Origin of the sequence: Arcobacter venerupis (assembly GCF_013201665.1) — a bacterium.
In the GTDB taxonomy this organism is placed as follows: domain Bacteria; phylum Campylobacterota; class Campylobacteria; order Campylobacterales; family Arcobacteraceae; genus Aliarcobacter; species Aliarcobacter venerupis.
The window spans coordinates 576,583-601,964 of record NZ_CP053840.1 but is presented as its reverse complement, the minus strand read 5'-3'; the positions used below and the strand labels follow the sequence as shown (position 1 = coordinate 601,964).

The following is a 25,382-nucleotide window of genomic DNA, read 5'->3' as shown; positions in this document are numbered from 1 at the left end:
GTCCATGAACCCAACCAATTTTGGTTTTGGGTTCATTTAAAAAGGAATAAATACTTTGTTTCATTTTTTGTCTTTTAGAATTTATAAGCCAATGTTACTTTATAACTTCTTCCTGGTTCATAATCACCTAAAAATATTCCTCTTGAGTAATCATTTCTTGAAGTATGAGCTATATATTCTTTATCAAAAATATTATCAATTCCTGCTATAACTGATAAATTCTTATTTATTTCAGGAATATATTTTATTGAAGCATCATGTACTCCATATCCAGATTTTTCTAGTGAATCAACTCCATCCCCACTTCCTTTTACAAAAATTGAGTTCCAAGAAACATCTACTAAAGGAGTGATTTTATAATCAATTCCAATAGTAACTTTGTCACCTTGTTCATAATTTGATGCTTTTTGTGTTGCTGAAAACTCTGTATCAGATTTTGAAAGTGCGAATAATGTTGAAACATCTCCTTTTATGAATTTAAAGCTTGCTTCAAAACCTTTAAGTTCTAAATCTCCATTATTAAAAATAATAGGAGTATTTCCATCCCAAGCTTGAATAACATCTTTAATATCTGTTCTAAAATATTTAAATGAAAAACCTACTTTATCTGCATTTAGAACATTATCATTTAAGTAAGTAAATCCAACTTCTTTATTTAGTCCTGTTTCTGCTTTTAAATCTCCACTTTCTGTCATAACAGTTCTATCAGAAGCCAAAACATCTACCATTGGAACACCTTTATAAAGAGTTGTTCCACTTGCTTGTAATGTAACAGTTTCACTTAAAGCATACTCTCCTGCTAAACCATAAGTAAATTCATTGTCATTTATATCTCCATATGAACTATCTAATTTATAGTTTGTATATCTAACTCCTGGAGTTATAACCAAGCCATTATCAAAATCAATCGCATCTTCAACAAAAATTGCTGTTTCTTTTGCTTCTTCATCTTTTCCATATTTAGCTCCATTCCAAGAAACTTTACTTGTTTGCTCATCATATGTAAGTCCATAAGTAAAAGTATTTAGAGTTGTTAATACATCAATATTAGATTGAGCTTTTGTATTAAGTCCTACTGTTTTTACTTCACCTTTTAATGTACCTATAAAATCAGGTCTTGGACTTCTAGCACCTCCTACCCAATTTTCATCTCTTTCTAGTTCATTTTCATTTGAATAAACTGTTGTATCTAGAACTAATTTATCTCCTAAATTTAACTCATGTTTTAAAGTTATAGTTTCTCTTGTATATTCTGTATCAAAAGTTTTTCCAGCTCCTGTTAAAGCAGCATTTGCATTTGAACCCATATCAGGTCTTGGGAAATAGTCTCCTTCATCTGTTAAAGTATCATAAGAGATAGAAATTCTTTGGGCATCATTTATGTTATATCCTAATTTAGTTAAAGTATTTTGAATATTTCCATCTGAACCAAAACTTTTTTTACCTTCCCCATCTTTCCAATTATTTTTATTTAAATAGTTATGATAAACTAAAAAATCAATATCATTTGATACTTTTCCATATCCTGTTATCGAACCACCCAAACTATTATTTGAATTATAAGTTGAAGAGACCCTTGCTCCAAAATCTTTTCCTTTATCAAGCATATCTTTCCCATCTTTTGTTTCAAAAGCAACAGAACCACCTAAACTCCCACTTACAACAGAGTTTGTCCCAACTTGAATATCAGCTTTTTTTAGAATATCTGGATTAATAAGTAAATTTCCAATGTGGTGAAACATATTTACATTTTGAATTTTTGCACCATCAAGAGTAATACTTAAATCTTCATCTTGTAAACCTCTCATGTTAATTCTATTATTAATTGAATGGCTTCCCCCAACTTCAACTCCTGGTAAATCTCTTAATAAATCACTTAAGTGATCTGCTTGTTTTGTTTCAATTGCATTTTCACCTAAGTTTAAAGATGAACTTATAACTTGAGTTTCCCAAACTGTAACATCTTCAATTTCTGTTGTTTCTTGGGCATTTAAATTATTTGTCATTAAAACTAATGCAGTTAATGAACTTAATAATATTTTTTGTTTCATTGTTTAATCCTATTTTAAATTGATATTGAGTATCATAACTAATACTAATCACAATAAAATCACAAAGGAACATTTTGTCTAAAAATCATCTAAAAGATATTTCAATTTTAATTATTGAAGACGAAGCTGTTTTGGCATTGGGATTAAAATATACTTTGAAAAGTTTTGGATATAGCGTTTCGGGAATTGAGAATTCAATGAGTGGAACAATTAATCATCTAAATAATTGCATTCCAGATTTAGCATTAGTTGACATAAAATTAAAGAACTCTTCTTGTGGCATTGAAATTGCCAAATTTTTATGGCAAACAAGAAAAATTCCAATTATTTTTCTAACTTCATATTCAGATGAGAAAACAATTGAAAAAACCTTATCTTGCGAACCTTACGGATATTTAATTAAGCCTTGCAAAGATAAAGAATTACATACAACAATACGAACATCACTTAATAAACATAACTATTTTTTTAAAAATAAAGAGATTTTTTTAAATAATGATGAATTCATATTTTTAGAAAATGATTTTAAATTTCATAAAGGAAAATCTATTCTTTATAAAAATAATGAACCTTTAAAATTAACAGGAAATGAAATAAAGCTAATTGAATTACTAAGTGATTATCAAAAAGAAGTAGTCTCGTTTGAACGAATAAGTAGTTATATTTGGAGAGAAAATTTATACGATTTAGGTAAATTAAGAACTCTAATTTACAGATTAAAACAAAAAATAGGATTTGAAATTATTGAAAATATTTTTGAATCAGGTTATAAATTAAAAGTTAAATAATTTTGGCAAATTATAAAAACATTCCCATTAGCTTAAAAATTGGTTTTACTTTTTTTTCATTGGCTTTAGTATTATTAGCAATTTTATTCATTTTGCTAATCCCCCGAATTGAAAAAGAACAATATAATAATGCTATTTTACAAACTGAAAAAATGGTACTTCTTACAAAAACCCAAATTGATTTAGTAGTTGATTATTTTGAAGAATATGGTTTATTCGAAAAAAGTGAATCAACTAAAGAAATAGTTAACTTAATTGATAAAATAAAAACCAATGTAAATCTTGATAAAAATTACGTTCAACAAAATATAAAAAATGATTTAATAAATCTTAGTAAAGAATTTAATTGTAATATAGATTTATTTGAAAATAATACAAATATATTATCCTTAAAAAATAAAAGAGTAAATAACAAATTTGATTTTCAAAAATTTAATTATGATACTTGGAACAAGATTGATACTATAAAAACTTTTTGTCCACATCCAACTTATTACACTTTTAAAACAAAAATTAAAAAACAAGAATTACAACTCTCTTGTAGCTCATATTTTAGTAATAATTATAAAAATATTGAACAAGATGTAAAAAAAATCGTTCAAGAAGGGTTTTCATTAACTGAAAATATTCACAAAGGTAAAATCTATATGATGTGGATAAATAATCAAATAGAAGCAGAAGAATTATATAAATCCCTTGATACAATAGATAATGAAAACAATAAAAATTTTTGTGTGAGTAAAATTTCAAATTATAGATTACCAAAAAGTGGAGAATTAACTATAAAAGATATTTTGGATGTTGAAAACATAAAAAATATTAAACATAAGATAGATGATAAAACTACATTAACTTGGATTAGTAAAATCTATAAAAAAGATAATCAAAGTTTTGTTTTTATTTTAAGTGCCTTTGAAGATGATTTTAAAAACAATATAAATAGCCCAATAATAACTATATTACCAATATCAATTTTAGCCCTATTAATTTCAATAGTATTTGGTTATTTTCTTCTTAAAAAATGGATAAAAAATATAGATATATTATCAAATACTGCAAAACAAATTTGTTTAGGAAAACTAAATTTAAGAAGTGAAGTAAAAGGAAATGATGATATAGGAATACTTGGAGTAGCTTTTGATTCAATGCTTGATAAGCTTGAAGATAATATAAAAAATTTAGATTCAGAAGTAGAAAATAGAACTGTTGAACTCTCAAATTTATTAAAATCAAAAGAAATACTTTTAAAAGAGATTCATCATAGAGTAAAAAATAATCTTGCATTAACAATCAATTTAATTAAACTACAAAAATTCAAAATAGAAGATCTAAATACAAGAAATGCTCTTTCTAATATTGAAAATAGAATATATACAATGGCTTTACTTCATACAAAATTATATGAATCGCAAAATATTGACTCAATAAATTTTAAAAATTATGTAGAACAATTAGTTGAAGATATAAAATCAACTTTTGAGGATAATCATGAAATTCAAATTCTTTTACAAGTAGATGAAATCTTTTTAAATATAGATTATGCCTTGCCTTGTGGATTAATAATAAATGAAGCTTTAACAAATTGTTTTAAATACGCATTTCCTGATAAAAAAGGTCTTATTTCATTAAAGTTTAAATTCTTAAATAACCAATGCATTTTAGAAATAATTGATAATGGAATAGGATTAAAAGAAGATTTTCAAATAGAAGAAACAGATACTCTTGGATTAAATTTAATTAATTCAATAGCAACTATTCAACTAAATGGGAAGCTAAATATTGTTAATTCAAAAGGAACTCAATTATCTATTACTTTTAATTTATAATTTTATATTTCTACTTAAAAAAGAGACCATATCTTTATTTACTAAACTTAATGCACTTTTTTCTACTCTTTCATTTTCACTAAATTTTATTAGAGTATTTGTATAGTGTTCAATTTTATCACTTAACTTTCTATCATTAATTAATAATACAATCTTTGCAGATGTTTTTTTAATTTCTCTTAATTGAAGTTCGATATTTGTAGAATCAGTTGATAAAATATCTTCTGTTAATTTTGAAAATAGTTCTAATTTAGTATTTCTAAGCCATTTATTTTGTTCAATTTTATTATTAATTTTAGAAGAGATTAATGTATCTACTATTTTTGTGGCAACTGCGCCAACTAAAGCACTTTTTGCAACTGATGTTAAAAGTGTAACATTCAACATAAAAATCCTTTTTATTTTTTTTGATTATATGTATAAAATACTTAATTTAGATTTAAAATGATAATTACAATCAATATTCTTTAAGATAATTAATGATAATATTCAAGATTAATAAAAGGAGATACTTTTGAAAGAGTTATTAAATCAAAAAGATATTACAAATTCATCGCTATATAAAAGAAATGTTAAAATTCATAATAATTTATGGAAATTATATGCACTTACTCTTTCATTAGGAATCATCTTTATTTTCATAAAAGGCTTAAATTAATGGAAACTACACAAGATATCTCATTTAATAATTTTTTAAAAAATTTTAAAAATAATGTTTCTAAAATAGGTTTAAAAAATTCAATACAAAAAGATTATATTTTAAAAATTCTATATTTTTCAAAAGAGCATTTAACAGCAGAAGAAATTTCAACTAAAATCAAAACAAATTACAATGTATCAATAGGAATTGCAACAGTTTATAGAGCAATGAAATTTTTCCATGATATGAAATTAGTAAATCAATTAGATATTGGAGATGGAATAGTAAGATATGAACTAAATCTTTCTGAACATCATGATCATCTTATTTGTACTTCATGTGGTAAGATTATCGAGTTTGCAGATAACTTGATTGAACTAAATCAAATTAAAATTGCAGAAAAAAATAATTTTATTTTAAAAGAACATGTTATGACAATATATGGAACTTGCGAAAAATGCCAAAACTAAGTGATAATGAGTTTTAATTTTTAATAAGTAGAACTTAAGAAAAACTAAGAAAAAATACTAGTAATGAAAGGATTATTTTGATTAGTACAGAAGATATAATAAAAATAGCTAGTTTTTTTTCAATTATTGCACACACTCCAGGAAGATTAAGAGTTAGAGTAAACCCAAAAATCAAGAATGAAAGTGGAAATATTTCCCTAAGTGATATTGAAAACTTACCTAATAAAATAGATGGAATAATTAATATAAAAATAAATAAAATTATTGCCTCTGTTACAATTATTTATGAACCAACTATTTTTAAACCAAAACATTGGGAAGATTTAGTAAAAAATGAAAATATAGAAGAATTATCTATATTAATAAATAGACTTGCAAAAGAGGTGGTTTAATGGAAGAAAATATTGATGAAGCAATATTAATATCTGCAAGAGTTGATGTTAATAGTCAAATTCCTATTAACTCTCAGATTCTTAGAATTGCTGTTTATGATGAATTTAAAGCTTACGAAACTTATACAAAAATAATTGAAAAATTTGGTTTAATACAACCTTTTGTAAATATAAAAGAAGCAGAAGCAATTCATTATACTGCACTTATAAATTTGATGGAAAAATATGGTGTTGAAGTTCCTATAAATAATTGGGCTTCAAAAATTGAAATACCAAATACAATAATAGAATGTTGTGAAATGGGCGTTGCAGCTGAAATAAACAATATTGCTATGTACAATAATTTACTTAGTTTTACTGTAGAAAATGATATAAAAGATACACTTTTCAAACTTCAAGCAGCCTCTTTTAATAATCATTTACCTGCATTTAGAAATTGTGTTTTAAATCATTATAATAATGGGAATAATACAAATATTAATCAAGAAAATATTATGGAAAAACTTGGTGAATATCAAGTTATTTTAGATGATATTATGAATGGAAATGTTGATGAAAGCTCAATGTCAAAAATATTTTCAAAATTAAATCTAAATATGCTCAGTGGTGCGGCTGTTGGTGCTGCTACTATTGCACTTTTAAATAATTACCTTTCAAAAAAAACTATTAAAGAAGAAGAGGAGTAAAAGATGCCTTTACCATTTATATTAGGTTTAGCTGTAGGTGCTGGTGCTGTTATTGCTTTTAAAAATAAAGATAAATTAAAAGAAAAAACTTCTAACTTATTAAAAAAATCAAAAGATTTTGCAAATACAACTTTAGATAAAACAAAAGAGAATGTAAGTGAAATCAAAGAGACAATTTGTGCGACAAAAGAGTGCATTGAAGATAAAAAAAAACAAAGAGCTAAGGAAGAAGAATGAAAGAGATAACTATTGATACAGGAACTCCAAGAAATGTATTAGGACATGTGATTAGTGGGGCAGTTGCTAGTGCAATTATTAGTGGTGCAATTAATTATAAAAAAGCACAAAGTAGACAAATTACAAAAAAAGATGCAATAAAAGACACCATTAAAAAGACTTCACAAGGTGCTATTGTAACAGGAAGTGCAATTGCAACTGCAAATTATTTGGGTCAAAAAGGTGGATTATTTAAAGCCTTAACAGCTGCTAGTATTGGAATGATGGGAGTTTATGCTATTGAAGTAATAGAAGAAAAACTTGATCAAAAATATTTAACAAATGAAAATTGCCCAGTGGAAGAAGATTATGAATAATCAAAATACTCCTAATCCTCAAACTAAAACACAATATGATATAAATATTGAAAATAGTAGACCTAAAAATAATCAAACTGGTGTTAATATAAATCAAAATCCTTATATAAACCAAAACGTTAATCCTTTACAAAATCCACAACAAGTAATACCTACACAAAATGGATTTAATAATGGTGATTTTATAAAAGGTGCTTTACTTGGTGCTGCATTAACTTATTTTCTTACTAATAAAAATGCTCAAGATGGTTTATTTAAAGCTTTTGGAAAAGGAAGTGAACTTTTTAGTGCAGGAATTGAAGAGCTAAAAGAGCGATATGAAGATGCAAAAGCTCAAATGCAAGCACAACAAGAACAGTAAAAATGAAAAACAAATTTATAAAAGTACATCAAACTGCTTTTAGAGTTCGATATAAACTTTTTTTATTAAAAGAGAAATATATTGATGAAGAGATTTTAAAAAACTATTTTAAGAAAATTAATGATATTAAAAGTGTTAGAATAAATAAAGAAGCTTTTAGTATTATTTTTGAACTAAAAAATGATATTACAACTAAAATTGAAGAGATTTTAAACACTCTTACGGTTGAAGAGTTATTAAAATCGTGTCAAGAAGAAGTTGCCGCTGTTTGTGTATCTTGTGTAAGTAGTGAAGAACCATCTCTAAAAGGAATTATTAGAGCTGGTAGCGCTTTAGTTGCTGAAAGATTTATTACTAATAATGCACTAAAAGCTGGAATTACAACAGCTGCATCTGTTCCTTTATTGATTGAGGGTTCAAAAGAATTATTAAAAGAGGGATTAACTTCAAAAGTTTTAGAAAGTGCAGCTGTCGCTATTTCAATATACAGAAAAGATTATTTAGCTGCAAACTCTACAAATGCAATGCTTGAACTTGGTGAATATATTGAAGAGACAACTGTTCATAAAAGTGATGATTTATTGAAAGAACTTTCAAAACCTAATGTTGAAGAAGCATGGATTGAAAAAAAGATTGATGATAAAATCACAGAAATTTTAGTAAAAAGTTCTGAAATCAAAGTTGGTGATATTGTTGTTGTTGGAATTGGAAATACTATTCCTGTTGATGGACATATAGTTGAGGGAACGGGAAGTGTAAATCAAGTTTCAATGACAGGAGAAGCTGAACCTGTAGTAAAATATAGAGGTGATAGAGTTATTTCTGGAACAATTGTCGAAGAGGGAAGATTTAGAATTTGGGCTGAACATGTGGGTTCTGATACAGCAACTCAAAGAATCAAACACTATATAGAAAACTCTTTAAATGAAAAATCATCGGTTCAACTAAAAGCAAATAAACTTGCAAATAAATTAGTTCCTGTTACTTTAGGACTTGCTGGTGTTTCATATATTTTTGCAAAAGATTTTGAAAGGGTTGCTTCCATTTTACAAGCTGATTATTCATGTGCTTTAAAACTTGCAACTCCAGTTGCTTTTAAATCAACTATTTCAAAAGCTGGTCATAATGGAATTATGATTAAAGGTGCTAAATCTATTGAAGCTTTAAGTAATGCGGACACTTTTGTATTTGATAAAACAGGAACGCTAACAGGTGGAGAACTTGAAGTAATTTGTGTAGAATCTTATGATGACAATTGGAGTGAAGATCAACTTTTAAATCTAACAGCATCAACAGAAGAACACTATTTTCATCCAGTTGCAGAAGCTGTTGTGAAAGCAGCTATTCAAAGAGGTTTTGTACATATGCACCATGAAGAAGTTGAATTCATTGTAGCTCATGGTGTAAAAACTGAAGTAAAAGGAAAATCTGTAATTATTGGAAGTAGACACTTTTTAGAAGATGATGAGAAAATTGATTTTACTGAACACAAAGATAAAATTGAAAACTCATTAAGAGATGGAAGAACTCTACTTTACATAGGTTACAATGGAAAACTTTTAGGAACAATTACCTTAGCTGATGAGTTAAGACAAAATTCTAAAGAAGCAATTTCAAGATTAAAAAAACTTGGTGTAAAAAATATCATAATGCTAACAGGTGATACAAAACAAAAAGCACAAATGATAGCAAATGAGTTAGGAATTGATGAAGTAAGAGCTGAACTTTTACCTCAAGATAAAGCAAATATTGTAAAAGAGTTAATGAAACAAGGTAGAAAAGTAGCCTTCATCGGTGATGGAATAAATGATGCTCCTGCATTAATATCTGCTCATGTGGGGATTTCTATGAGTAGAGGTGCAGATATTGCAAAAGCGACCGCTGATATTAGTTTATTAAAAGATGATATTATGGCTGTAGTTGAGGCAAAAGAGTATGCAAATAAAACAATGAATTTAATAAATAATAACTTTAATGCAACTGTTGGTATAAACTCTTGTATTCTAGCTGGTGCGACATTTGGTCTATTTTCTCCAATAGTTACAGCAGTACTACATAATGGGACAACCATTGGATTATTATTCAATTCTATAAAAGGTGTAAAAATCTAAAAACAATGATAATAGTTATCAGTTTTATTTAAGATTAGATAGATAGAATTATGATAATTATTATCAAAAGGATTTTTATGCCAATTTTATTACTTGCAACTGCTTTAACTGCTGTTTTAACTGTTAAAACTGTAAACAATACTGTAAAGACTATTGAAAGAAGAAAAAAAAGGAAAGAGAGATATGAAAATTGATTTAGAAGTACAAAAAGAAGTTGCAAAAATTGGAATGACAGCAACTTTAGGGGCAACAGTTGTTACATCAATGTTTATGAAAAATAGTGTCGCTAAAAAAGTTCATGTTGTTGCAGGTGTTGCTTTTTGTGGATTTGCTCTATGGCACCACACACTTTATCAATCAAAAAAACCTAAAAAAATTAAAAAATCTCAAGATCTTCAAGAAACTCAAGAGCAAGAAGAACTCAAAGTTCAATTAAACTAAATTTTAATATCTACTTAAGATTCTTTATATTATGATAACGATTATCAATTTTATAAAGGATTTAAAATGTCAAATAATCATCTTCTTGATAAAAACTTAAATGCACAAATAGTTGCAAATATTTTTTCTTCTCTTGTAAGTGGTGAAAAATGGGATATGTTGATTGAAATGTTTAGCCTAAATATCTTAAATATTAATTCAAGAGATTATAGAGGAAGAAATGCATTATATTGGGCTATCCAAAAAAATAGAATAGATACTATTAAAAAACTACTTGAATTAAATATCTCTACGGAAGTATCACCTAATCTATCTGCTATTAATTTTGCAGTTTATCAAGATAATATAAAAGTGATTAAATGTCTCAAAAATTGTGGAATTAATATAAATGAAAGTGATGATATAAACTCAACACCATTAATCTATGCCATTTTATATGATAAACCAAATAGTGCTAAATACTTAATAGAAAATGGGGCAAATATAGAACATGAAGATTTTTTGGGAAATAGTGCTATAAAATTAGCAAAAAATCTAAAAATTGATTTTTTAATTGAGAAATTCAAAGAATTTAATGTATAAATAGAAATCTATTAAAGATTTCTATTTACATTTTATTCATATCTTAAAGCATCAATTGGATTTAATCTAGCAGCTTTTCTAGCTGGGAAATAACCAAATACAACACCAATTAAAGTTGAGAAGAAGAATGAAATCATAATTATCTGATTATTTATAATAAATGGTAAATCCATTGAATGAACAACTATATATCCAATTCCCATGCCAAATACAATCCCAATAATTCCACCAAGAGTTGCTAAAACAACTGCTTCAACTAAAAATTGTAGCAAGACTTCATTTTCCATCGCACCAATTGCAAGTCTTGTCCCTATTTCCCTTGTTCTTTCTGTTACTGAAACTAACATAATATTCATAATTCCAATTCCACCAACAAGTAAAGAAATAGCTGCAATTGAACCTAAAAGATAAGTTAACATTTTTGTTGTAGAAGTCATTGTTGATAATAAGTCTTCCATATCTCTAATATGAAAGTTATCAGCTTCTCCAACTTTTATAGCTCTTCTTTCTTGCATTAAAGATGTAATATCTGTTTTTGCATCTTCAATATATTTACCCTCAGTTATTGAAATAAGAATAGATGAAATATCTTTATCTCCTTTTATTTTTCTTTGGAACATTTTTAAAGGAACTATTACTATTTCATCTTGATCATTCCCAAAAGCTGCAGCACCTTTTGATTTTAAAATACCAATTACGTTACAAGAGATATTTTTAAGTCTGATATCCGCTCCAATTGGGTTTTCATCTTCAAAAAGTTGTTTTACAATAGTAGTTCCTATAATACAAGAAGTTTTTCCACTATTTAATTCTGTATCATCAAAAGTTCTACCATCTGTTAACTCCCAATCTTTTATTATAAAATAATCATTACTTGTACCAATAACTGAACTACTATTACTTTTATTTCCATAAACAATATTCATCTTACTAGAATTTTCTGCGGCAACTGCTTTTATATTTTGGATTTCATTTTTTATGGCGCTTATATCTTCATTTGTAAATGGTTTTGCACTATTATCATCTCTTGGAGCGCCACGTCTTTCTTGTCCAACTCTAAGAGTTAACATATTTGTTCCAAGTTTTGAAATACTTTGTTTTACATTTGCTGTTGTTCCATCTCCAATCATAACCATAGCAATTACAGATGCAACACCTATTACAATACCAAGAATAGTAAGAAATGATCTTAATATATTTCTTCTAATCTCTTTTATCGCTATTAAAAAAGCATTTATTAACATTATTTAAATCCTTTTTTTAAACTATCTTCAATGTGTCCATCTCTAAAATAGATAACTCTATTTGCATATTTTGCCATCTCTTCTTCATGGGTTACCATAATAATTGTAATTCCTGATTCTTCATTTAACTGTTTTAATAAATTCATAATCTCTATACTTTTTATACTATCAAGATTACCTGTTGGCTCATCAGCAAGTAAAACTAAAGGATTTGTAACAATTGCCCGTGCAATTGCAACACGTTGTTGTTGACCTCCTGAGAGCTCTGCTGGAGTATGATGAACAACACTTTCAAGTCCAACTTTTTTTAAAGCTTCTAAAGCTAATACTTTTCTTTCTGCTGAAGGAATTTTTCTATAAATTAATGGTAATTCTACATTTTCTAAAGCTGATGTTCTTCCTAAAAGATTGAATCCTTGAAAAACAAATCCTAAATAGTTTCTTCTTAAAAGTGCCATTTGGTTTCGATTTAATTTTTCTACATTTATACCATTAAAAAGATATTCACCGCTACTTGGTTTATCCAAACATCCAATCATATTCATAGAAGTAGATTTTCCACTTCCACTAGCTCCCATAATAGCTATAAATTCGCCTTTATTTATAGTAAAACTTACTCCATTTAAAGCATATGTCTTTGCATCACCTACTCCATAAGTTTTAACTATATCTTTAAACTCAATTATAGTTTTATTAATTTGCATTTTCACTCTTTTGTGAAGTGATAACCTCATCATTTATTTTTAAATCTTTTGATTCAACAGTTGTTGATTTTCCATCTGTGTCTAATATTTTTACCATTACTCTTTTTGGTTGATTATTTTCTAAAATAAAAATAGGTGAAAGCTCTCTTTTAGTTAAATCTTTTGCTGCATTTTCACCTTGAGGTCGTTTCGGAGGGCCTACAAAATTCATTGTAGTTTTTTTATCATCTGTTGAAATCTTTGGTTTAAACCTTAATGCACCATTTGGAATAATTAATTTGTCGTTACTCTCTTTTGTAATAATTTTTGCAGTCGCAGTCATTCCTGGTCGCAAAAGTAATTCTTCATTATCTACGCCAACAACTGTTTCATAAGTAACTACTCCATTTGAATCAACTGGATTTAATCTAACTTGTTTGATTTTTCCTTTAAATGTTTTATTTGGATAAGCATCAACTGTAAAAGTTACAGGTAAATCTTTTTTAACATCTGCAACATCTGCTTCATCAATACTAACAATTAAATCCATATTTGTTAAATCTTTTGCCAAAGTAAATAGTTTTGGTGCAGACATTGTTGCAGCTAGAGTTTGTCCCACTTCAACTTCTCTATTTAAAACTATTCCTTTTATAGAAGATTTTACAACTGCTTTATCTAAATTTTGTAATGCTGTATTTAAATTAAATGAGGCTTGTTCAACTTTTGCTTTTACTGCATCTAAACTTGAAAGAGCACCTTCATATGTATATTTTGTTTCATCTAGTTCATTTACAGAAGGATATTTCCCTCCTGAATTTTTAAACATTTTTGCTGTTCTATCATAAATTAATTTTTTGTTTTTTAAAGTAACTTCACTCTCTTTTTGATTAGCTTTTGCAATTGCAAGAGCTGCTGTTAATCCATCAACTTCTGATTGTAATTTTCTAGTATCAAGTTTTGCTAATACTTGTCCTACTTCTACTTCATCATTAAAATCTACATATATCTCTTTAATAGTTCCTGATACTTCAACCCCGATTTCAACACTATTTGTTGGATTTAAATTTCCAGTTGCACTTACAATAACTGATAAATCACCTTTTGTTACTTTTTTTGTAACATACTCAACCATTAATTCTTTATTTTCTTTATTATATATTAGAAAATAATATGCAATTCCTGAAGCTAAAAGTAAAACTAAAATAATCCAAATATAAAATTTTTTTGATTTTTTGTTACTATAATTTTCTAATTCTTGTATTAATTGTGTATCTTGCATTTATTTTAGCCTTTTATTTTAAAATATAATTTTGAATATTGTAATTTGATATTTATATCATTTATTTGTAAATCATACTCATTTACTTTTTTTGTATTTCTTAAAATATCTAAATCATAAACAGAAGTCATTCCAGCATCATTTGAAATTTTATTTGCTGCAATTAAATCATCATATAATCTGATATTATCTTCAATAGTTTTATTTTGTTTTTCATAAGTATCTATTTGATTTAGAATTTGCGAATAATCATATGCAATCTCATTTTTTAAATCATTAACTTGACTTTTTTGTTTTAAATATTCTAATTTTGCATCTTGCAGTTTGCTTGATTTATTATAGTCATACAAGGGAACAGATAGACTTAAGGAAGCACTTGTACTTGTCTCATCATCATTAGCATTTTTAATTAAATCATCAACATTTGAGTATGAACTATTAGCTCCTAAAGATACCTTAGGAAGATAATTAGTTTTTGCTTTTTTATAACTTGTATTTAACATTTCAACTTTTGAGTCTTCTTGTAAAAAATCTAAATTTTTATTTATGAAATCCTCTTTTGAGACATTTTTAAAATCTAAAATTTCTATTTCATCATATTTTAAATCCGTGTATTTTGATAATTCATACTCTTTATCTTTTAATGAATTATCTAAAGAAATATTTTCTCTAAATTGCGAATTTTTAGCCATTACAGTATTATTTAATTCAACAATATCAGTTTTCCCTGCTTCATATTGAATCTTTTTAATAACTAATTCTATATCTTTATTTTCAAGTTTATATTTACTTTGTTCTATTTGTAATTTCAATTTTGATATTTCAAGTAAAGTATCATAAATTGATTCTAAAATCTGATAATTCTCATTTTCCCAAGTTAAAGTGTCATACTTTAATTTATCTTTTGCATATTGAATTGTGAATTCTATTCCTCCTGATTCATAAATACTTTGAGTAAATCCAATTGAAACACTTTTTGTGAATTTATCACTATCACTTGTTAATGAATGACTTCTATTTAAACTTGAACTTAAATTAACTGGAGAAATCCAATCATTTTTATTTGTCTCATAATTAGATTCAATAGATTTTTTTTCAAGTTCTCTTGTGGCTTTTTTATCCTTTTGCAAAATATCTAAATTATTTGCAAAGGCTAAACTACAAAATAAAGAACATACTATTATTTTACGCAACTTATTTCCTTCTTCTTTTAATTAGTGAAATTCTATATCAACTATTTTAATGGAAATTTAACAAAACATTAACTTTTAATTTCAATTAAGATAATTATTATCAATATTGTATTAAAATTCTACTTATGGAAAACAAAAAAAGTTTATTAGTTATATTAACACTAACAATATCGGCACATTTATTATTATTTGCAAATTTAAAAGTTGAAGAAGAAGTTGAGCAACAAGCAAAACCTCTACCTCAAATAACTAAAATAAATTTACAAAATGTAGTAATAAAAAAACCTGAACCTGTAGTTGAGCCTATTGTAGAAAAACCTGTTGAAATTAAACCTTTACCAAAAACTGAAAGTACAAACAAAATCAAAGAAGTGAAGAAGAAAGACTTTCCAAAAAAAGAGAAAAAGGTTGAAAAAAAAATAGAGGAGATAAAAGAAGTTAAACAGGAAATCAATAATGCTGTTCCACAGATGAATACATCTGATATTAAAAGTGTAGAGAAAGATATTGATCCATCTTTAAAAGATGCATTGGAAAATGAGTATTTAGCAAAAATCAGAATGATAATTGAAAAAAATAAAATTTATCCAAAATCTGCAAAAAGATTAAATCAAATGGGAAAAGTTAATGTTTGTTTTGTTATTTCAAAAGATGGACATATACAAGATATAAAAGTTGTTAAAAAATCAAGCTTTGAAAGACTTGATGAAGCTGCGATTGAAATCTTAACTAAAATAAATAGTTTTGAACCAATCCCAGAAAAATTAAATAAAAATAGTTGGGAAATAACTGTGCCAATTGTTTATCAAATTACAAGGAGCTAATGAATGGGTGTTGACTTAATCAATTATATTGATAGAGGTGGAATAATTGTTTATATTCTGATTTTTTTAAATATTATAGGTTTTACAATAATGTTTTGGAAATTAGTTGTTATTGCTTTAGCAGGAAATAAAAGAGAACTGTTAATAAGTGAAATTATACATTTTGCAAAAACAAACAGTGAAGAATTTAAAAAAGATTCTATTGACAACTATATAAATAGAAAAATCAAAAAACTTGAATTCGGTTTAAATACTGTAAAAATTATTGCCTCAATTGCACCACTTCTTGGACTTTTAGGTACGGTTATTGGTGTTTTAGATTCATTTGATTCTATTTCAAAAAGTGGTTTAGGAGATCCATCAATATTTTCAAGTGGAATTTCTGTTGCTTTAATCACTACAATTGCTGGTTTAATAGTAGCAATTCCACATTATATTGGATATAACTATATTGTAGGAATTTTAGATGATATTGAACTAAAAATTCAAAAAGAGGTTCTTAAAAAAATATGAAAAAAAGAGAAATTCTAACTCCAGATATTACGCCGCTTATAGATGTTGTTTTTATTCTTTTAATATTTTTTATAGTTTCATCAGTATTTAAAAAAGATGAATTAGCCCTTGTTCTTAACCTTCCAACTTCAACTGCTAAAGAGATTGAAGTAAAAGATAAAGAGATAATAATAGAGCTGAATCATGATAAATTAGCTATTTCAGGTAAAGAAGCAACAATTGAAGTTTTTGAAAATGAAATAGAAAAAATAGAAGATAAAAAAAGAAATATTATTTTTAGAATTGATAAAGAAGTTAAATATGAAAAAATAATTGAAGTTTTAGAAGTACTTCAAAAACACGAATTATTTAATATATCTTTAGTTACTGAACAAAAAAAGTAGTAGAATTTTCTACTACTTTTAAATCAAGTTAATCTACAATACATAACTTCATCAACAACTGCTCTAGCAATTTGCTGAGTTTCCACAATAACATGTTTTAAATGTAAACCTTCAAGAGCATTCTTCTCATCATCTGTAGTTACTGTTACAATTGTTTTACTATTATGAGTTAAATCATTAACTGCTTGGCAAATAATATGTAATATTTCAGGGTTATTAACAGCCACAATTACTGCTGATGCTTTTTTAATATTTAGGGAACTTAAAATATGTCTTTGGGCAGCATTTCCAAAAACAATTGGCTCTCCTTTATCTTTTCCTATTTGGTAGAATTTAATATTATGTTCCAAAATAACATAATTTTGTCCAAAAGTTTTTAATTCTCTAACAATTGCTTGACCAAATCTTCCATATCCTAAAACAACTACATGGTTTTCTGTATCTTCTGAAACATTGTAAGTATTTGTAATCATCATTACATCTTCTGGAATTAATTTTGCTGCTGCTTTTGAAAGATTTTTCAGAACTATTGGTGTTAAAATCATTGATATTACAATTGTAACTATTAATATTTGAGAATATGTTATATCAATCAAATTTTGACTTCTTGCAAGTTCTAAAATAGCAAGTGAAAACTCACCTATTTGAATCAAAGAAAGTGCAGTTTTAAATGCAACTCTTTTGTTATCTTCATATCTTACTAAAGAGTAAATTACTATAAATTTCAATCCCATAACTAAAGGTAATAAAATAGCAATAATCCAAGCATACTCATAAATGATTTTGAAATTAATTTGCATTCCAACAGTTATGAAAAACACACCTAAAAGAATATTTCTAAAAGGGATAAGGTCAGCTTCAACTTGATGCTTAAATTTTGTTTCTGAAATCATCATACCTGCAATAAATGCGCCAAGCGAATATGAAAATCCAAAATAATAAGCTAAATATGCAGAACCCATAGCCAAAAGTAAAACTGAGGCCACAAATAATTCATCTGATTTTGTAGCTGATACATATCTTAAAAAAGGCTCTAATAAATATCTTCCACTAAAATATAAAACAGCTAATAACACAACAGCAGCTAAAATAGTTTTACCAATAGTTAATACTAAACTTCCATCACCCGTCATTGAAAAAAATGAAATCATTAAAAGTATTGGAATTACTGCAATATCTTGCATAATTAAAATTCCTAAAACTCTTCTTCCATATGGTTTTGTTATCTCTTTTGTTTCATTAAAAGTTTTTAAAACAATTGCTGTTGAAGATAAAGATAAAACTGTCCCAATTATTAAAGCAGTTTGAGTATTAAACCCTATTATAAAGTGTGCAATTAAATATACAAAAATTGTAGTTATTACAATTTGTAAAGTTCCTGTAAAAAATACTTCTTTTCTCATTTTTTTTAAATGGTTTAAAGAGAATTCTAAACCTATTGTAAACATTAAAAAAACTACCCCAAACTCAGCAATTTCTTTTAATTCATGATTATCTACAGCTGAATGCAAATTAAAAGTATAAGCTATTATTGTACCAGTTAGAATGTAACCTATAATTGTTGGTAGGTGTACTTTTTTTAGAATTAGATTTAAAATTAACGTAATAAGTGTTGTAGCGACTATAATTCCTAACATTTAACTCCTTTAAAATTTATTTATAATGCATTTGTTTGTATCCCTCTAGTCTTTTTTTATAGGCTGAGTTTAACATAGCATTTTTTGAATCTAAAAAATCAATAGCTAAACACTCTTGATTTCCTCGCCCTATTCGTCCAAGATATTGAACAAGTCTTCCATAATATGAGATTGGAGTTACAAACATAATCGTATTTAAGTGTGGGAAATCTATTCCTTCACCAAAATACGAAGTAGTTGCAATTATTAATGACTTTGTATTTACCAAAGCCATATTTTCAACTTGCTCTTTTTTATTTAGACTTCCATGAACGCAAACATAATCTAAATTATCTTTTTGTAAAAGATTTTCCAAGATATTTATATGTTCTATTCTATCGGTTAAAACTAAAATTTTTCTTTGAATATTGTTTTTTATAGCCTCAATTATTAAATTATTTCTATTTTCATCAACACATAGTTCATTTATGATGGTAGAGTAATTATCAGCTGTACTTTCAAAATCAGTTCTAATAATTTGAAGTTTATTAGTATGGGTTCTTTTTTTCTTATATTCATAAGAGATTTCACCTAATTGCTGATATAAAATAGGCTGTAAATCATCTTTTCTATTTGGTGTTGCACTTAAACCTAAGATATATTTACCTTTGAAATTTTTAATAATTTGCTCAAAGGTAATTGCTGGAATGTGATGGCATTCATCAACAATTACAAAAGAATAATTATTTATTATTTCTGGGTCATTTTTTAGACTTTGCATAGTTGCCACATCAATTATTCCATTTAATTTATTGTGACCTTTTCCTAAATATCCAATATCTTTTTTTTCATATCCAAAATAATCAACGAATCTTTCTATCCATTGATTTAAAAGCATATTTTTATTTACAACAATCATAGTTGAACATGCTCTTTGCTCAAAAATCTTAGCCCCAAGCAAAGTTTTTCCAAAACCAGGAGGCGCAACACAAATTGAAAAATCTGTTTTTTTAATCTCTTTTATTGCATCGCTTTGTTCTGGTCGTAAAGTAAATATAACTTTTTTAGTTTCAGTCTCTTTAAAATTTCTTTTATCAATAAAAGAGAATTTAAGAGCATTAACATTAAAAAAATCTACAACTTTCTCTTTTAAACCTCGAGGAAGCATCAAATATTTATCATCTTCATCAAATGATTTTATATATTTAGGAGTGTTATACAAAGGTTTTCTCAAATTCAAAAGAATTTTAATTTGAGGATTTTCAAAGGTTGCAAATGATTTTAATTTATTTAAAAATGATTTTGATAAATTAAGTGTTGGAATATAAATAAAATCAGATAAAACTATCTCTAGCTTTTCCATAGGGAAACTAATTTTCTCAAAATCTTTTTCGTAATTTACAGAGTCAGAATTTTCATTAAAACTATAAACTATCTGTTTTGAAACCTTTTGAACTGAATTTAAAACCATCCATTGGTCTTCATAAATTTTATTAGTATTTACATCAATAAAAACTGTTTTATTTTTATCTCTTAGTTTTAAATGAAGTGGAAGTTCAAGGCTATTTCCTAAACTCTCTTTTGTTGCAAACTCTTTATTTGGATAGATTTTTGCACTTATATTTGCTTTTTTTAGTATAAATTGTGCGAAATTAAAAACTATTTTTGATGGTAATTCCTCTTCTAAAAATATCCAAGCAAAAACTGCATTGTAAGAGTTTAGTTCATAATAAGCTCTTATATTTAAAGAGTTTAGTGTGATTTGAAGTTTGTATTTATCCTCATCAAGTATTTCAAAAACTATAAATTTAGAGATATTTTTAGAATCAATACAATATGTAGCTAAAAATAGATTTCCTCTTAAATGCTCTTCAATTTGATAATTTGTCAAAGGCAAATAATCTTCACCTTGAAAAGTAGCAGTTACAGGGTAAAAACCTTGTTTACTTCCATCACGACTCACCCACTTTTTCGCATAAATATCAAATCGAGCTATAAATAAAGATTTAAAAAGTTCTATTTTTTCATTTTTAGTGAAATCTTTTTTTAGAAGAACCTTTTCTTTTTCAAGTTTTATTTTTTCTTTTAAAAGCTCTATCTCTTCATCTATTTTATTCTTTTGAATATAAAGATTTTCAAGTTGCTTTTCAAGAGTTTTCATTAAAGCCAATCAAAGATAAGAATTTTTCAACAACTAAAAATGAACCAAAAACTAAATACTCTTCATTTTCTTCTATTTTTATTGTCTCTATATTTGTTATATTTAATTGTTTAATAACTTTTAATAACTCTTCTTTTTGCACAACTCTTTTATCATCAAGTTCAATTATTACGAGTTCTTTTATAATTGGTTTTAATATTTTTAAAACCTCAGTGTAATCCTTATCAGCGTAAGAGTTATAGATTAAAGTGATTTTCTTATTTTCAAACTCTTTTGCAATAACTGTTGCTGCTAATGGATTGTGTCCCACATCAATAGTTATATTTGAAGCTATTTTTTGACATCTTCCAAAAAGTGGGACATCATCAAAAAGTTCTAAATTTATTGGAATTTTCAACTCATTTAAACAAGCAATTACTAGGTGTAAATTTCTTTTTAAATATGAAGCAAACTTATTATTTATTACATACTTTTCAAAATCTTTTACTTCAATAATCTCTATACTTCTATTTCTCTCTTTTAAAATTTGTTCTTTTACTTTAAAAGCAGTTTGAACAACTTCAGGAAAAACTTGATAACCAATAAGCATTTTATTATCAACTGAACGCATTTTGGTAGATGCTATCTCTTCAACAGTGTTTCCTAAAAAACTCATGTGGTCAAGCCCAATAGTTGTGATTAATGAAAGATTATTTTCAACTACATTTGTAGCATCAAACTCTCCACCAAGTCCAGCTTCTAAAACTAAATAATCAAAATCTTTTGATAAATAAAAAGCTAAAAGAGTTGTATACTCAAAATATGTTAATTTTTCAAGAAGTTCAAGTTCAAATAAATCTTGTAAAAATTGGTGGGCTGTTTCTAATGCTTCATCACTAACATCAAAACCATTGATCCAAATTCTTTCATTAAATTTCATAATATGAGGAGAACTATAGTGTAATACTTTGAACTCTTTTTTAGATAAATAATGAGCTAAAAATCTTCCCGTGCTTCCTTTTCCATTGGTTCCAACAATATGAATTACAAAAGGAAGTTTTATTTTTTTTGATAGTTTTTCCCAAGAAGATTTTACAAAGCTAAAATCTATCTTGTCATAATAAAGAGTTTTATATTTCAAAAACTCTTCTAAGTTTGCTTTTTTTAAATCTACTAACATCTATTTTTTAAATGATAAAACTGCAATTTTTGATAATACTTCTTCTAAAGCTTTATCAGCTGCTTGAACAATTGCTTGGTATCTTTGAGTATCATTTATACTTGTTCCATTATCAATAGAGAAGTCGTAATCTCCACCAACACTAAATGATTTTCTTTTATTTTCACTTTTATTAAAATAAGAAATATCTAATGTTACTATTGCTCTATATAATTTATTATATCCTGATTTATCATATTGTAAAGCTTGCATTCTTACAGAATTAACTTTTACATACATTACGGTATCAGCCAATGATTCTTTATCAACTAATTGTACATCTAGTTTTTGAATTAACATTTTGTTAATTGAATCTTTTATAATTACTGAATTTTGTGGATCTTCTAAATCAATTGAAACTTTTACAAAAACATTCCCTGTAATCTCTTCTTTTGCATAATAACTTGAAGGTTTATATCCACATCCAAAAAATGAAAATGAAATAGCAAAAGTAAAAAGTACAAATAGTACTTTTTTTAAAATATTCATAATAGTTTTATCCTTTTATTACAAAGTTCACAAGTTTATTTGGAACAACAATCTCTTTAACTAATTCACTTTCACCTAGCCATTTAGCAGCTGCTATTTTTGCAAGTGCTAAAATTTCTTCTTTTGAAGTATCTATTGCAACTTCAATTTCACATCTTTTTTTACCATTAACAGTAACTGCTAAAAGTATAGAATCAAAAGCAAAAACTTCTTCTTTTATCTCAAGTTTTTTATTAAAATTTTCAAGATTAAATAACAGTTGTGATAATTCCCAACAAGCATGAGGAATAATTGGCTCCAAAATATTTGTTAAAATATAATATCCCTCAGCCCAAACTGCTTCATTCTTCTGAGCTTGTAAAGCATTTAAAGCTTCCATGCAAGAGGCTATTAAAGTATTAAAAGTATAAGTTTTATTAAATACTTCATTTGATTTTAATAAGGCATCATATACTTTTTTTCTAGCTTCTTTTTCTTCTTTATTTAAAGCTGAATGATTTATTGAGGCAAAAGTTTCTAAACCATTTTCTGTTACATTAGCAGCTCTTTCATAGAACTTTTTAATAAATCTATATGCGCCATCAACTGCACTATCATTCCATTCAAGCTCTTTTGTAGGAGGTGCTGCAAATAACATAAATAATCTTGCTGTATCTGCTCCATATTTTTCAACTATTAAATCTGGATCAACTACATTTCCTTTTGATTTAGACATTTTTGCACCATCTTTTAAAACCATACCTTGAGTAAGTAGTTTTTTAAATGGTTCTCTTGAATTTGTGTAACCTAAATCATTTAATACTTTTGTAAAAAATCTTGCATATAAAAGGTGTAAAATAGCATGTTCAATTCCACCAATATATTGGTCAACATCCATCCAATAATCACTATCAGATTTTGAGATACCAACTTCATTCCAAGATTTTGGATTAGTTGCATATCTTAAAAAATACCAAGATGATTGAACAAAAGTATCTAAAGTATCAGTTTCTCTTATTGCTGGTTTTCCACATTTTGGACAAGAGCAATGTTTCCATGTTGGATGATTATCTAATGGATTTCCTTCACCTGTAATTTCAACATCTTCAGGCAGTGCAATTGGTAAATTCTCAGTTTTTTCAGGAACTAATCCACAATCTTCACAATGAACAAAAGGAATTGGTGCTCCCCAATATCTTTGTCTTGAAACTCCCCAATCTCTTAGTTTAAAATTAACTTTTTTTACCCCTAAAGAGTTTTGTTCGAAATGATAAACAATTGCTTTTTTTGCTTTTGTATTTGGTAAACCAGTAAATCCTTCACTATCAATTAATTTACCCTCAGCTGTAAATGCTTCTACTTGTTTTTCAATTACTCCATCATTTCCCACAATTACTTGTTTTATAGGTAAATCATATTTTTTAGCAAATTCAAAGTCTCTTTGATCATGTGCAGGAACAGCCATAACCGCTCCACCACCATATGAACTTAATACAAAATTTGCTACCCAAACAGGAATTTTTGCACCTGTTAATGGATGCATAACATCAATTTCTAAAGACACACCCTCTTTTTCTTGAGTTGCTCTATCTCTTTCTGTAACTTTTTGCATCTCTTTAATAGCTTTTATTTTTTTCTCTGGTAAAAGATTATTATCAAGCATATATTTTACAATTGGATGTTCAGGTGCAAGAGCTGAATATGATACTCCATAAATAGTATCTGGTCTTGTTGTAAATACTGTATATTTAGAGAATTGTCTTTCTAATTTTGCTTTTGATTCTATTGATAACTCAAATTTAAACTCTAAACCTTCACTTCTTCCAATCCAATTTTCTTGCATAGTTAAAACTTGACTTGGCCAATCATTTTTTAATAATTCTAAATCATCAAGTAATTCTTGAGCATATTTTGTAATACCTACATAATATCCTGGCATCTCTTTTTGTACAACTTCAGTTCCACATCTCCAACAACAACCATCTTCTAGCTGTTCATTTGCTAAAACTGTTAAATCGTGAGGACACCAGTTTACTGTTGCAGATTTTCTATAAATAATACCTGCTTCATACATTTTTATAACAAATTCTTGTTCCCATTTTGTATAAAGTTCATCACTTGTTGCAAATTCTCTTGTCTCAGAAAAAGATAATCCTAATGCTTTTAACTCATCTCTCATATAATCAATATTTTCATAAGTCCATTTTTTTGGATGAAGTTTATGTTTTATTGCTGCATTTTCTGCTGGCATTCCAAAACTATCCCAACCAATTGGATGTAAAACATTAAAATCAGATTTTCTAAAATGTCTAGCAAAAGCATCGCCTAGACAATAATTTCTTACATGTCCCATATGAATTCTTCCACTTGGGTATGGGAACATACTTAAAATATATTTTTTCTCTTTTGTTTTATCATCGCTTGGTTCAAAAGATTGATTTTCGCTCCAAAAATTTTGCCATTTTTTTTCAATCTCTTTTGAAATATATTCCATTAAAATTCATCCTTATCTTGACTTTTTGCACTTTCTATTAACGCTAAGGCTATAGAGAAAGTATTTGCAACAATTGCACCAATAGCTAAAGCGATTGATAATCGAACATCATTTGTAAATGTAAGTACCATAAATGAAGGAATAAGATGTAAATCTGCGACTAATGAACTAGCTAATAATTCAGCTGCAAGTAGATTTTTAACACCAAGTTTTAATATTGTTGAGATTACATTAACACCAGCTGCAATGAATAATGCTATTGCATTAGGTTCATATAAAAAACCAGCAGTTGTAGTTAAAGACATTAGTGAAAAGAAAATATAGGTTACTTTACCCCAATCCATTTTTATCCTTTTATAATTTTTGCTTTTGTTAAGGCAAATAT

The 25,382-nt window shown here is 26.7% G+C and carries 27 protein-coding genes; 15 read left to right on the top strand and 12 right to left on the bottom strand.

Features of this window, described 5'->3' with window-relative positions:
* Positions 1-74 precede the first annotated feature (74 nt).
* The gene (locus AVENP_RS02970; protein ID WP_128357680.1) at positions 75-2,051 is read right to left on the bottom strand and encodes a TonB-dependent receptor domain-containing protein; all 1,977 of its coding nucleotides are present in this window, start codon (positions 2,049-2,051) and stop codon (positions 75-77) included.
* A 74-nt stretch (positions 2,052-2,125) separates the two neighbouring features.
* Here AVENP_RS02970 and AVENP_RS02965 point away from each other — a divergent pair, with 74 nt between their 5' ends.
* Positions 2,126-2,839, top strand: coding sequence for a response regulator (locus AVENP_RS02965; RefSeq protein ID WP_128357681.1), 714 nt, complete (start codon positions 2,126-2,128; stop codon positions 2,837-2,839).
* 2 nt (positions 2,840-2,841) lie between these two features.
* Complete coding sequence (locus AVENP_RS02960) at positions 2,842-4,665, top strand: sensor histidine kinase (protein WP_128357682.1); 1,824 nt, start codon at positions 2,842-2,844, stop codon at positions 4,663-4,665.
* Here the strand turns inward: AVENP_RS02960 and AVENP_RS02955 are convergent.
* Positions 4,660-5,052, bottom strand: coding sequence for a hypothetical protein (locus AVENP_RS02955; RefSeq protein WP_128357683.1), 393 nt, complete (start codon positions 5,050-5,052; stop codon positions 4,660-4,662). The two genes, AVENP_RS02960 and AVENP_RS02955, sit on opposite strands and share 6 nt — an antisense overlap.
* Positions 5,053-5,179: 127 nt before the next feature.
* On the opposite strand from AVENP_RS02955, the gene AVENP_RS02950 reads away from it, so the two are divergent.
* The 10 genes from AVENP_RS02950 (at position 5,180) to AVENP_RS02905 (ending at position 10,941) form a co-directional block, all read left to right on the top strand.
* Entirely contained in the window at positions 5,180-5,323 is a 144-nt protein-coding gene (locus AVENP_RS02950) for a hypothetical protein (RefSeq protein ID WP_153802228.1), read from the top strand.
* Entirely contained in the window at positions 5,323-5,775 is a 453-nt protein-coding gene (locus tag AVENP_RS02945) for a Fur family transcriptional regulator (RefSeq protein WP_128357684.1), read from the top strand. The genes AVENP_RS02950 and AVENP_RS02945 overlap by 1 nt, the downstream gene beginning before the upstream one ends.
* Before the next feature lie 77 nt (positions 5,776-5,852).
* On the top strand, positions 5,853-6,167 hold the full coding sequence (locus AVENP_RS02940) for a hypothetical protein (protein WP_128357685.1): 315 nt from the start codon (positions 5,853-5,855) through the stop codon (positions 6,165-6,167).
* Positions 6,167-6,853, top strand: a complete 687-nt coding sequence (locus AVENP_RS02935) for a ferritin-like domain-containing protein (RefSeq protein ID WP_128357686.1) — start codon at positions 6,167-6,169, stop codon at positions 6,851-6,853. Before AVENP_RS02940 ends, AVENP_RS02935 begins: the two co-directional genes overlap by 1 nt.
* Positions 6,854-6,856: 3 nt before the next feature.
* Positions 6,857-7,090, top strand: a complete 234-nt coding sequence (locus AVENP_RS02930; RefSeq protein ID WP_128357687.1) for a hypothetical protein — start codon at positions 6,857-6,859, stop codon at positions 7,088-7,090.
* Complete coding sequence (locus AVENP_RS02925; protein ID WP_128357688.1) at positions 7,087-7,446, top strand: magnetosome protein MamC family protein; 360 nt, start codon at positions 7,087-7,089, stop codon at positions 7,444-7,446. The genes AVENP_RS02930 and AVENP_RS02925 overlap by 4 nt, the downstream gene beginning before the upstream one ends.
* A complete protein-coding gene (locus AVENP_RS02920) occupies positions 7,439-7,807 on the top strand; it encodes a YtxH domain-containing protein (RefSeq protein ID WP_128357689.1) in 369 nt (122 codons plus the stop codon). The genes AVENP_RS02925 and AVENP_RS02920 overlap by 8 nt, the downstream gene beginning before the upstream one ends.
* A 2-nt stretch (positions 7,808-7,809) precedes the next feature.
* Positions 7,810-9,918, top strand: a complete 2,109-nt coding sequence (locus AVENP_RS02915) for a heavy metal translocating P-type ATPase (protein WP_128357690.1) — start codon at positions 7,810-7,812, stop codon at positions 9,916-9,918.
* A gap of 183 nt (positions 9,919-10,101) precedes the next feature.
* Positions 10,102-10,359 (top strand): hypothetical protein, encoded by a 258-nt coding sequence (locus tag AVENP_RS02910; protein ID WP_128357691.1) that lies wholly within the window; start codon positions 10,102-10,104, stop codon positions 10,357-10,359.
* Positions 10,360-10,425: 66 nt separating this feature from the next.
* Entirely contained in the window at positions 10,426-10,941 is a 516-nt protein-coding gene (locus AVENP_RS02905; RefSeq protein ID WP_128357692.1) for an ankyrin repeat domain-containing protein, read from the top strand.
* Between the two features lie 32 nt (positions 10,942-10,973).
* Here the strand turns inward: AVENP_RS02905 and AVENP_RS02900 are convergent, their stop codons facing one another.
* The 4 genes from AVENP_RS02900 to AVENP_RS02885 are packed head-to-tail and all read right to left on the bottom strand — an operon-like array spanning position 10,974 to position 15,340.
* Entirely contained in the window at positions 10,974-12,185 is a 1,212-nt protein-coding gene (locus AVENP_RS02900; RefSeq protein WP_128357693.1) for an ABC transporter permease, read from the bottom strand.
* Positions 12,185-12,889 carry an ABC transporter ATP-binding protein gene (locus AVENP_RS02895; RefSeq protein WP_128357694.1) on the bottom strand — a complete coding sequence of 235 codons (705 nt, stop codon included), beginning with the start codon at positions 12,887-12,889 and terminating at the stop codon, positions 12,185-12,187. The genes AVENP_RS02900 and AVENP_RS02895 overlap by 1 nt, the downstream gene beginning before the upstream one ends.
* Positions 12,879-14,147 (bottom strand): efflux RND transporter periplasmic adaptor subunit, encoded by a 1,269-nt coding sequence (locus AVENP_RS02890; RefSeq protein WP_128357695.1) that lies wholly within the window; start codon positions 14,145-14,147, stop codon positions 12,879-12,881. Before AVENP_RS02890 ends, AVENP_RS02895 begins: the two co-directional genes overlap by 11 nt.
* 5 nt (positions 14,148-14,152) lie before the next feature.
* Positions 14,153-15,340 (bottom strand): TolC family protein, encoded by a 1,188-nt coding sequence (locus AVENP_RS02885; RefSeq protein WP_128357696.1) that lies wholly within the window; start codon positions 15,338-15,340, stop codon positions 14,153-14,155.
* Between the two features lie 125 nt (positions 15,341-15,465).
* Between AVENP_RS02885 and AVENP_RS02880 the strand changes: the two genes are divergently transcribed.
* Genes AVENP_RS02880 through AVENP_RS02870 form a run of 3 tightly spaced genes read left to right on the top strand, consistent with a single transcriptional unit; the run spans position 15,466 to position 17,060 of the window.
* A complete protein-coding gene (locus AVENP_RS02880; protein WP_128357697.1) occupies positions 15,466-16,164 on the top strand; it encodes an energy transducer TonB in 699 nt (232 codons plus the stop codon).
* A 3-nt stretch (positions 16,165-16,167) separates the two neighbouring features.
* Positions 16,168-16,677, top strand: a complete 510-nt coding sequence (locus tag AVENP_RS02875) for a MotA/TolQ/ExbB proton channel family protein (RefSeq protein WP_128357698.1) — start codon at positions 16,168-16,170, stop codon at positions 16,675-16,677.
* The gene (locus AVENP_RS02870) at positions 16,674-17,060 is read left to right on the top strand and encodes an ExbD/TolR family protein (protein WP_128357699.1); all 387 of its coding nucleotides are present in this window, start codon (positions 16,674-16,676) and stop codon (positions 17,058-17,060) included. Before AVENP_RS02875 ends, AVENP_RS02870 begins: the two co-directional genes overlap by 4 nt.
* Before the next feature lie 23 nt (positions 17,061-17,083).
* On the opposite strand, the gene AVENP_RS02865 is transcribed toward AVENP_RS02870, so the two are convergent.
* Genes AVENP_RS02865 through AVENP_RS02840 form a run of 6 tightly spaced genes read right to left on the bottom strand, consistent with a single transcriptional unit; the run spans position 17,084 to position 25,341 of the window.
* On the bottom strand, positions 17,084-18,697 hold the full coding sequence (locus AVENP_RS02865; RefSeq protein ID WP_128357700.1) for a cation:proton antiporter: 1,614 nt from the start codon (positions 18,695-18,697) through the stop codon (positions 17,084-17,086).
* Between the two features lie 16 nt (positions 18,698-18,713).
* Complete coding sequence (locus AVENP_RS02860; RefSeq protein WP_128357701.1) at positions 18,714-20,837, bottom strand: DEAD/DEAH box helicase; 2,124 nt, start codon at positions 20,835-20,837, stop codon at positions 18,714-18,716.
* Positions 20,824-21,996 carry a bifunctional folylpolyglutamate synthase/dihydrofolate synthase gene (locus AVENP_RS02855; RefSeq protein ID WP_128357702.1) on the bottom strand — a complete coding sequence of 391 codons (1,173 nt, stop codon included), beginning with the start codon at positions 21,994-21,996 and terminating at the stop codon, positions 20,824-20,826. Before AVENP_RS02855 ends, AVENP_RS02860 begins: the two co-directional genes overlap by 14 nt.
* The gene (gene lptE, locus AVENP_RS02850; protein WP_128357703.1) at positions 21,997-22,524 is read right to left on the bottom strand and encodes an LPS assembly lipoprotein LptE; all 528 of its coding nucleotides are present in this window, start codon (positions 22,522-22,524) and stop codon (positions 21,997-21,999) included.
* 7 nt (positions 22,525-22,531) lie between these two features.
* Positions 22,532-24,997, bottom strand: a complete 2,466-nt coding sequence (gene leuS, locus AVENP_RS02845) for a leucine--tRNA ligase (RefSeq protein ID WP_128357704.1) — start codon at positions 24,995-24,997, stop codon at positions 22,532-22,534.
* Positions 24,997-25,341: a DUF6394 family protein gene (locus AVENP_RS02840; protein ID WP_128357705.1), complete on the bottom strand. Its 345-nt coding sequence runs from the start codon at positions 25,339-25,341 to the stop codon at positions 24,997-24,999. The genes leuS and AVENP_RS02840 overlap by 1 nt, the downstream gene beginning before the upstream one ends.
* Between the last annotated feature and the right edge of the window lie 41 nt (positions 25,342-25,382).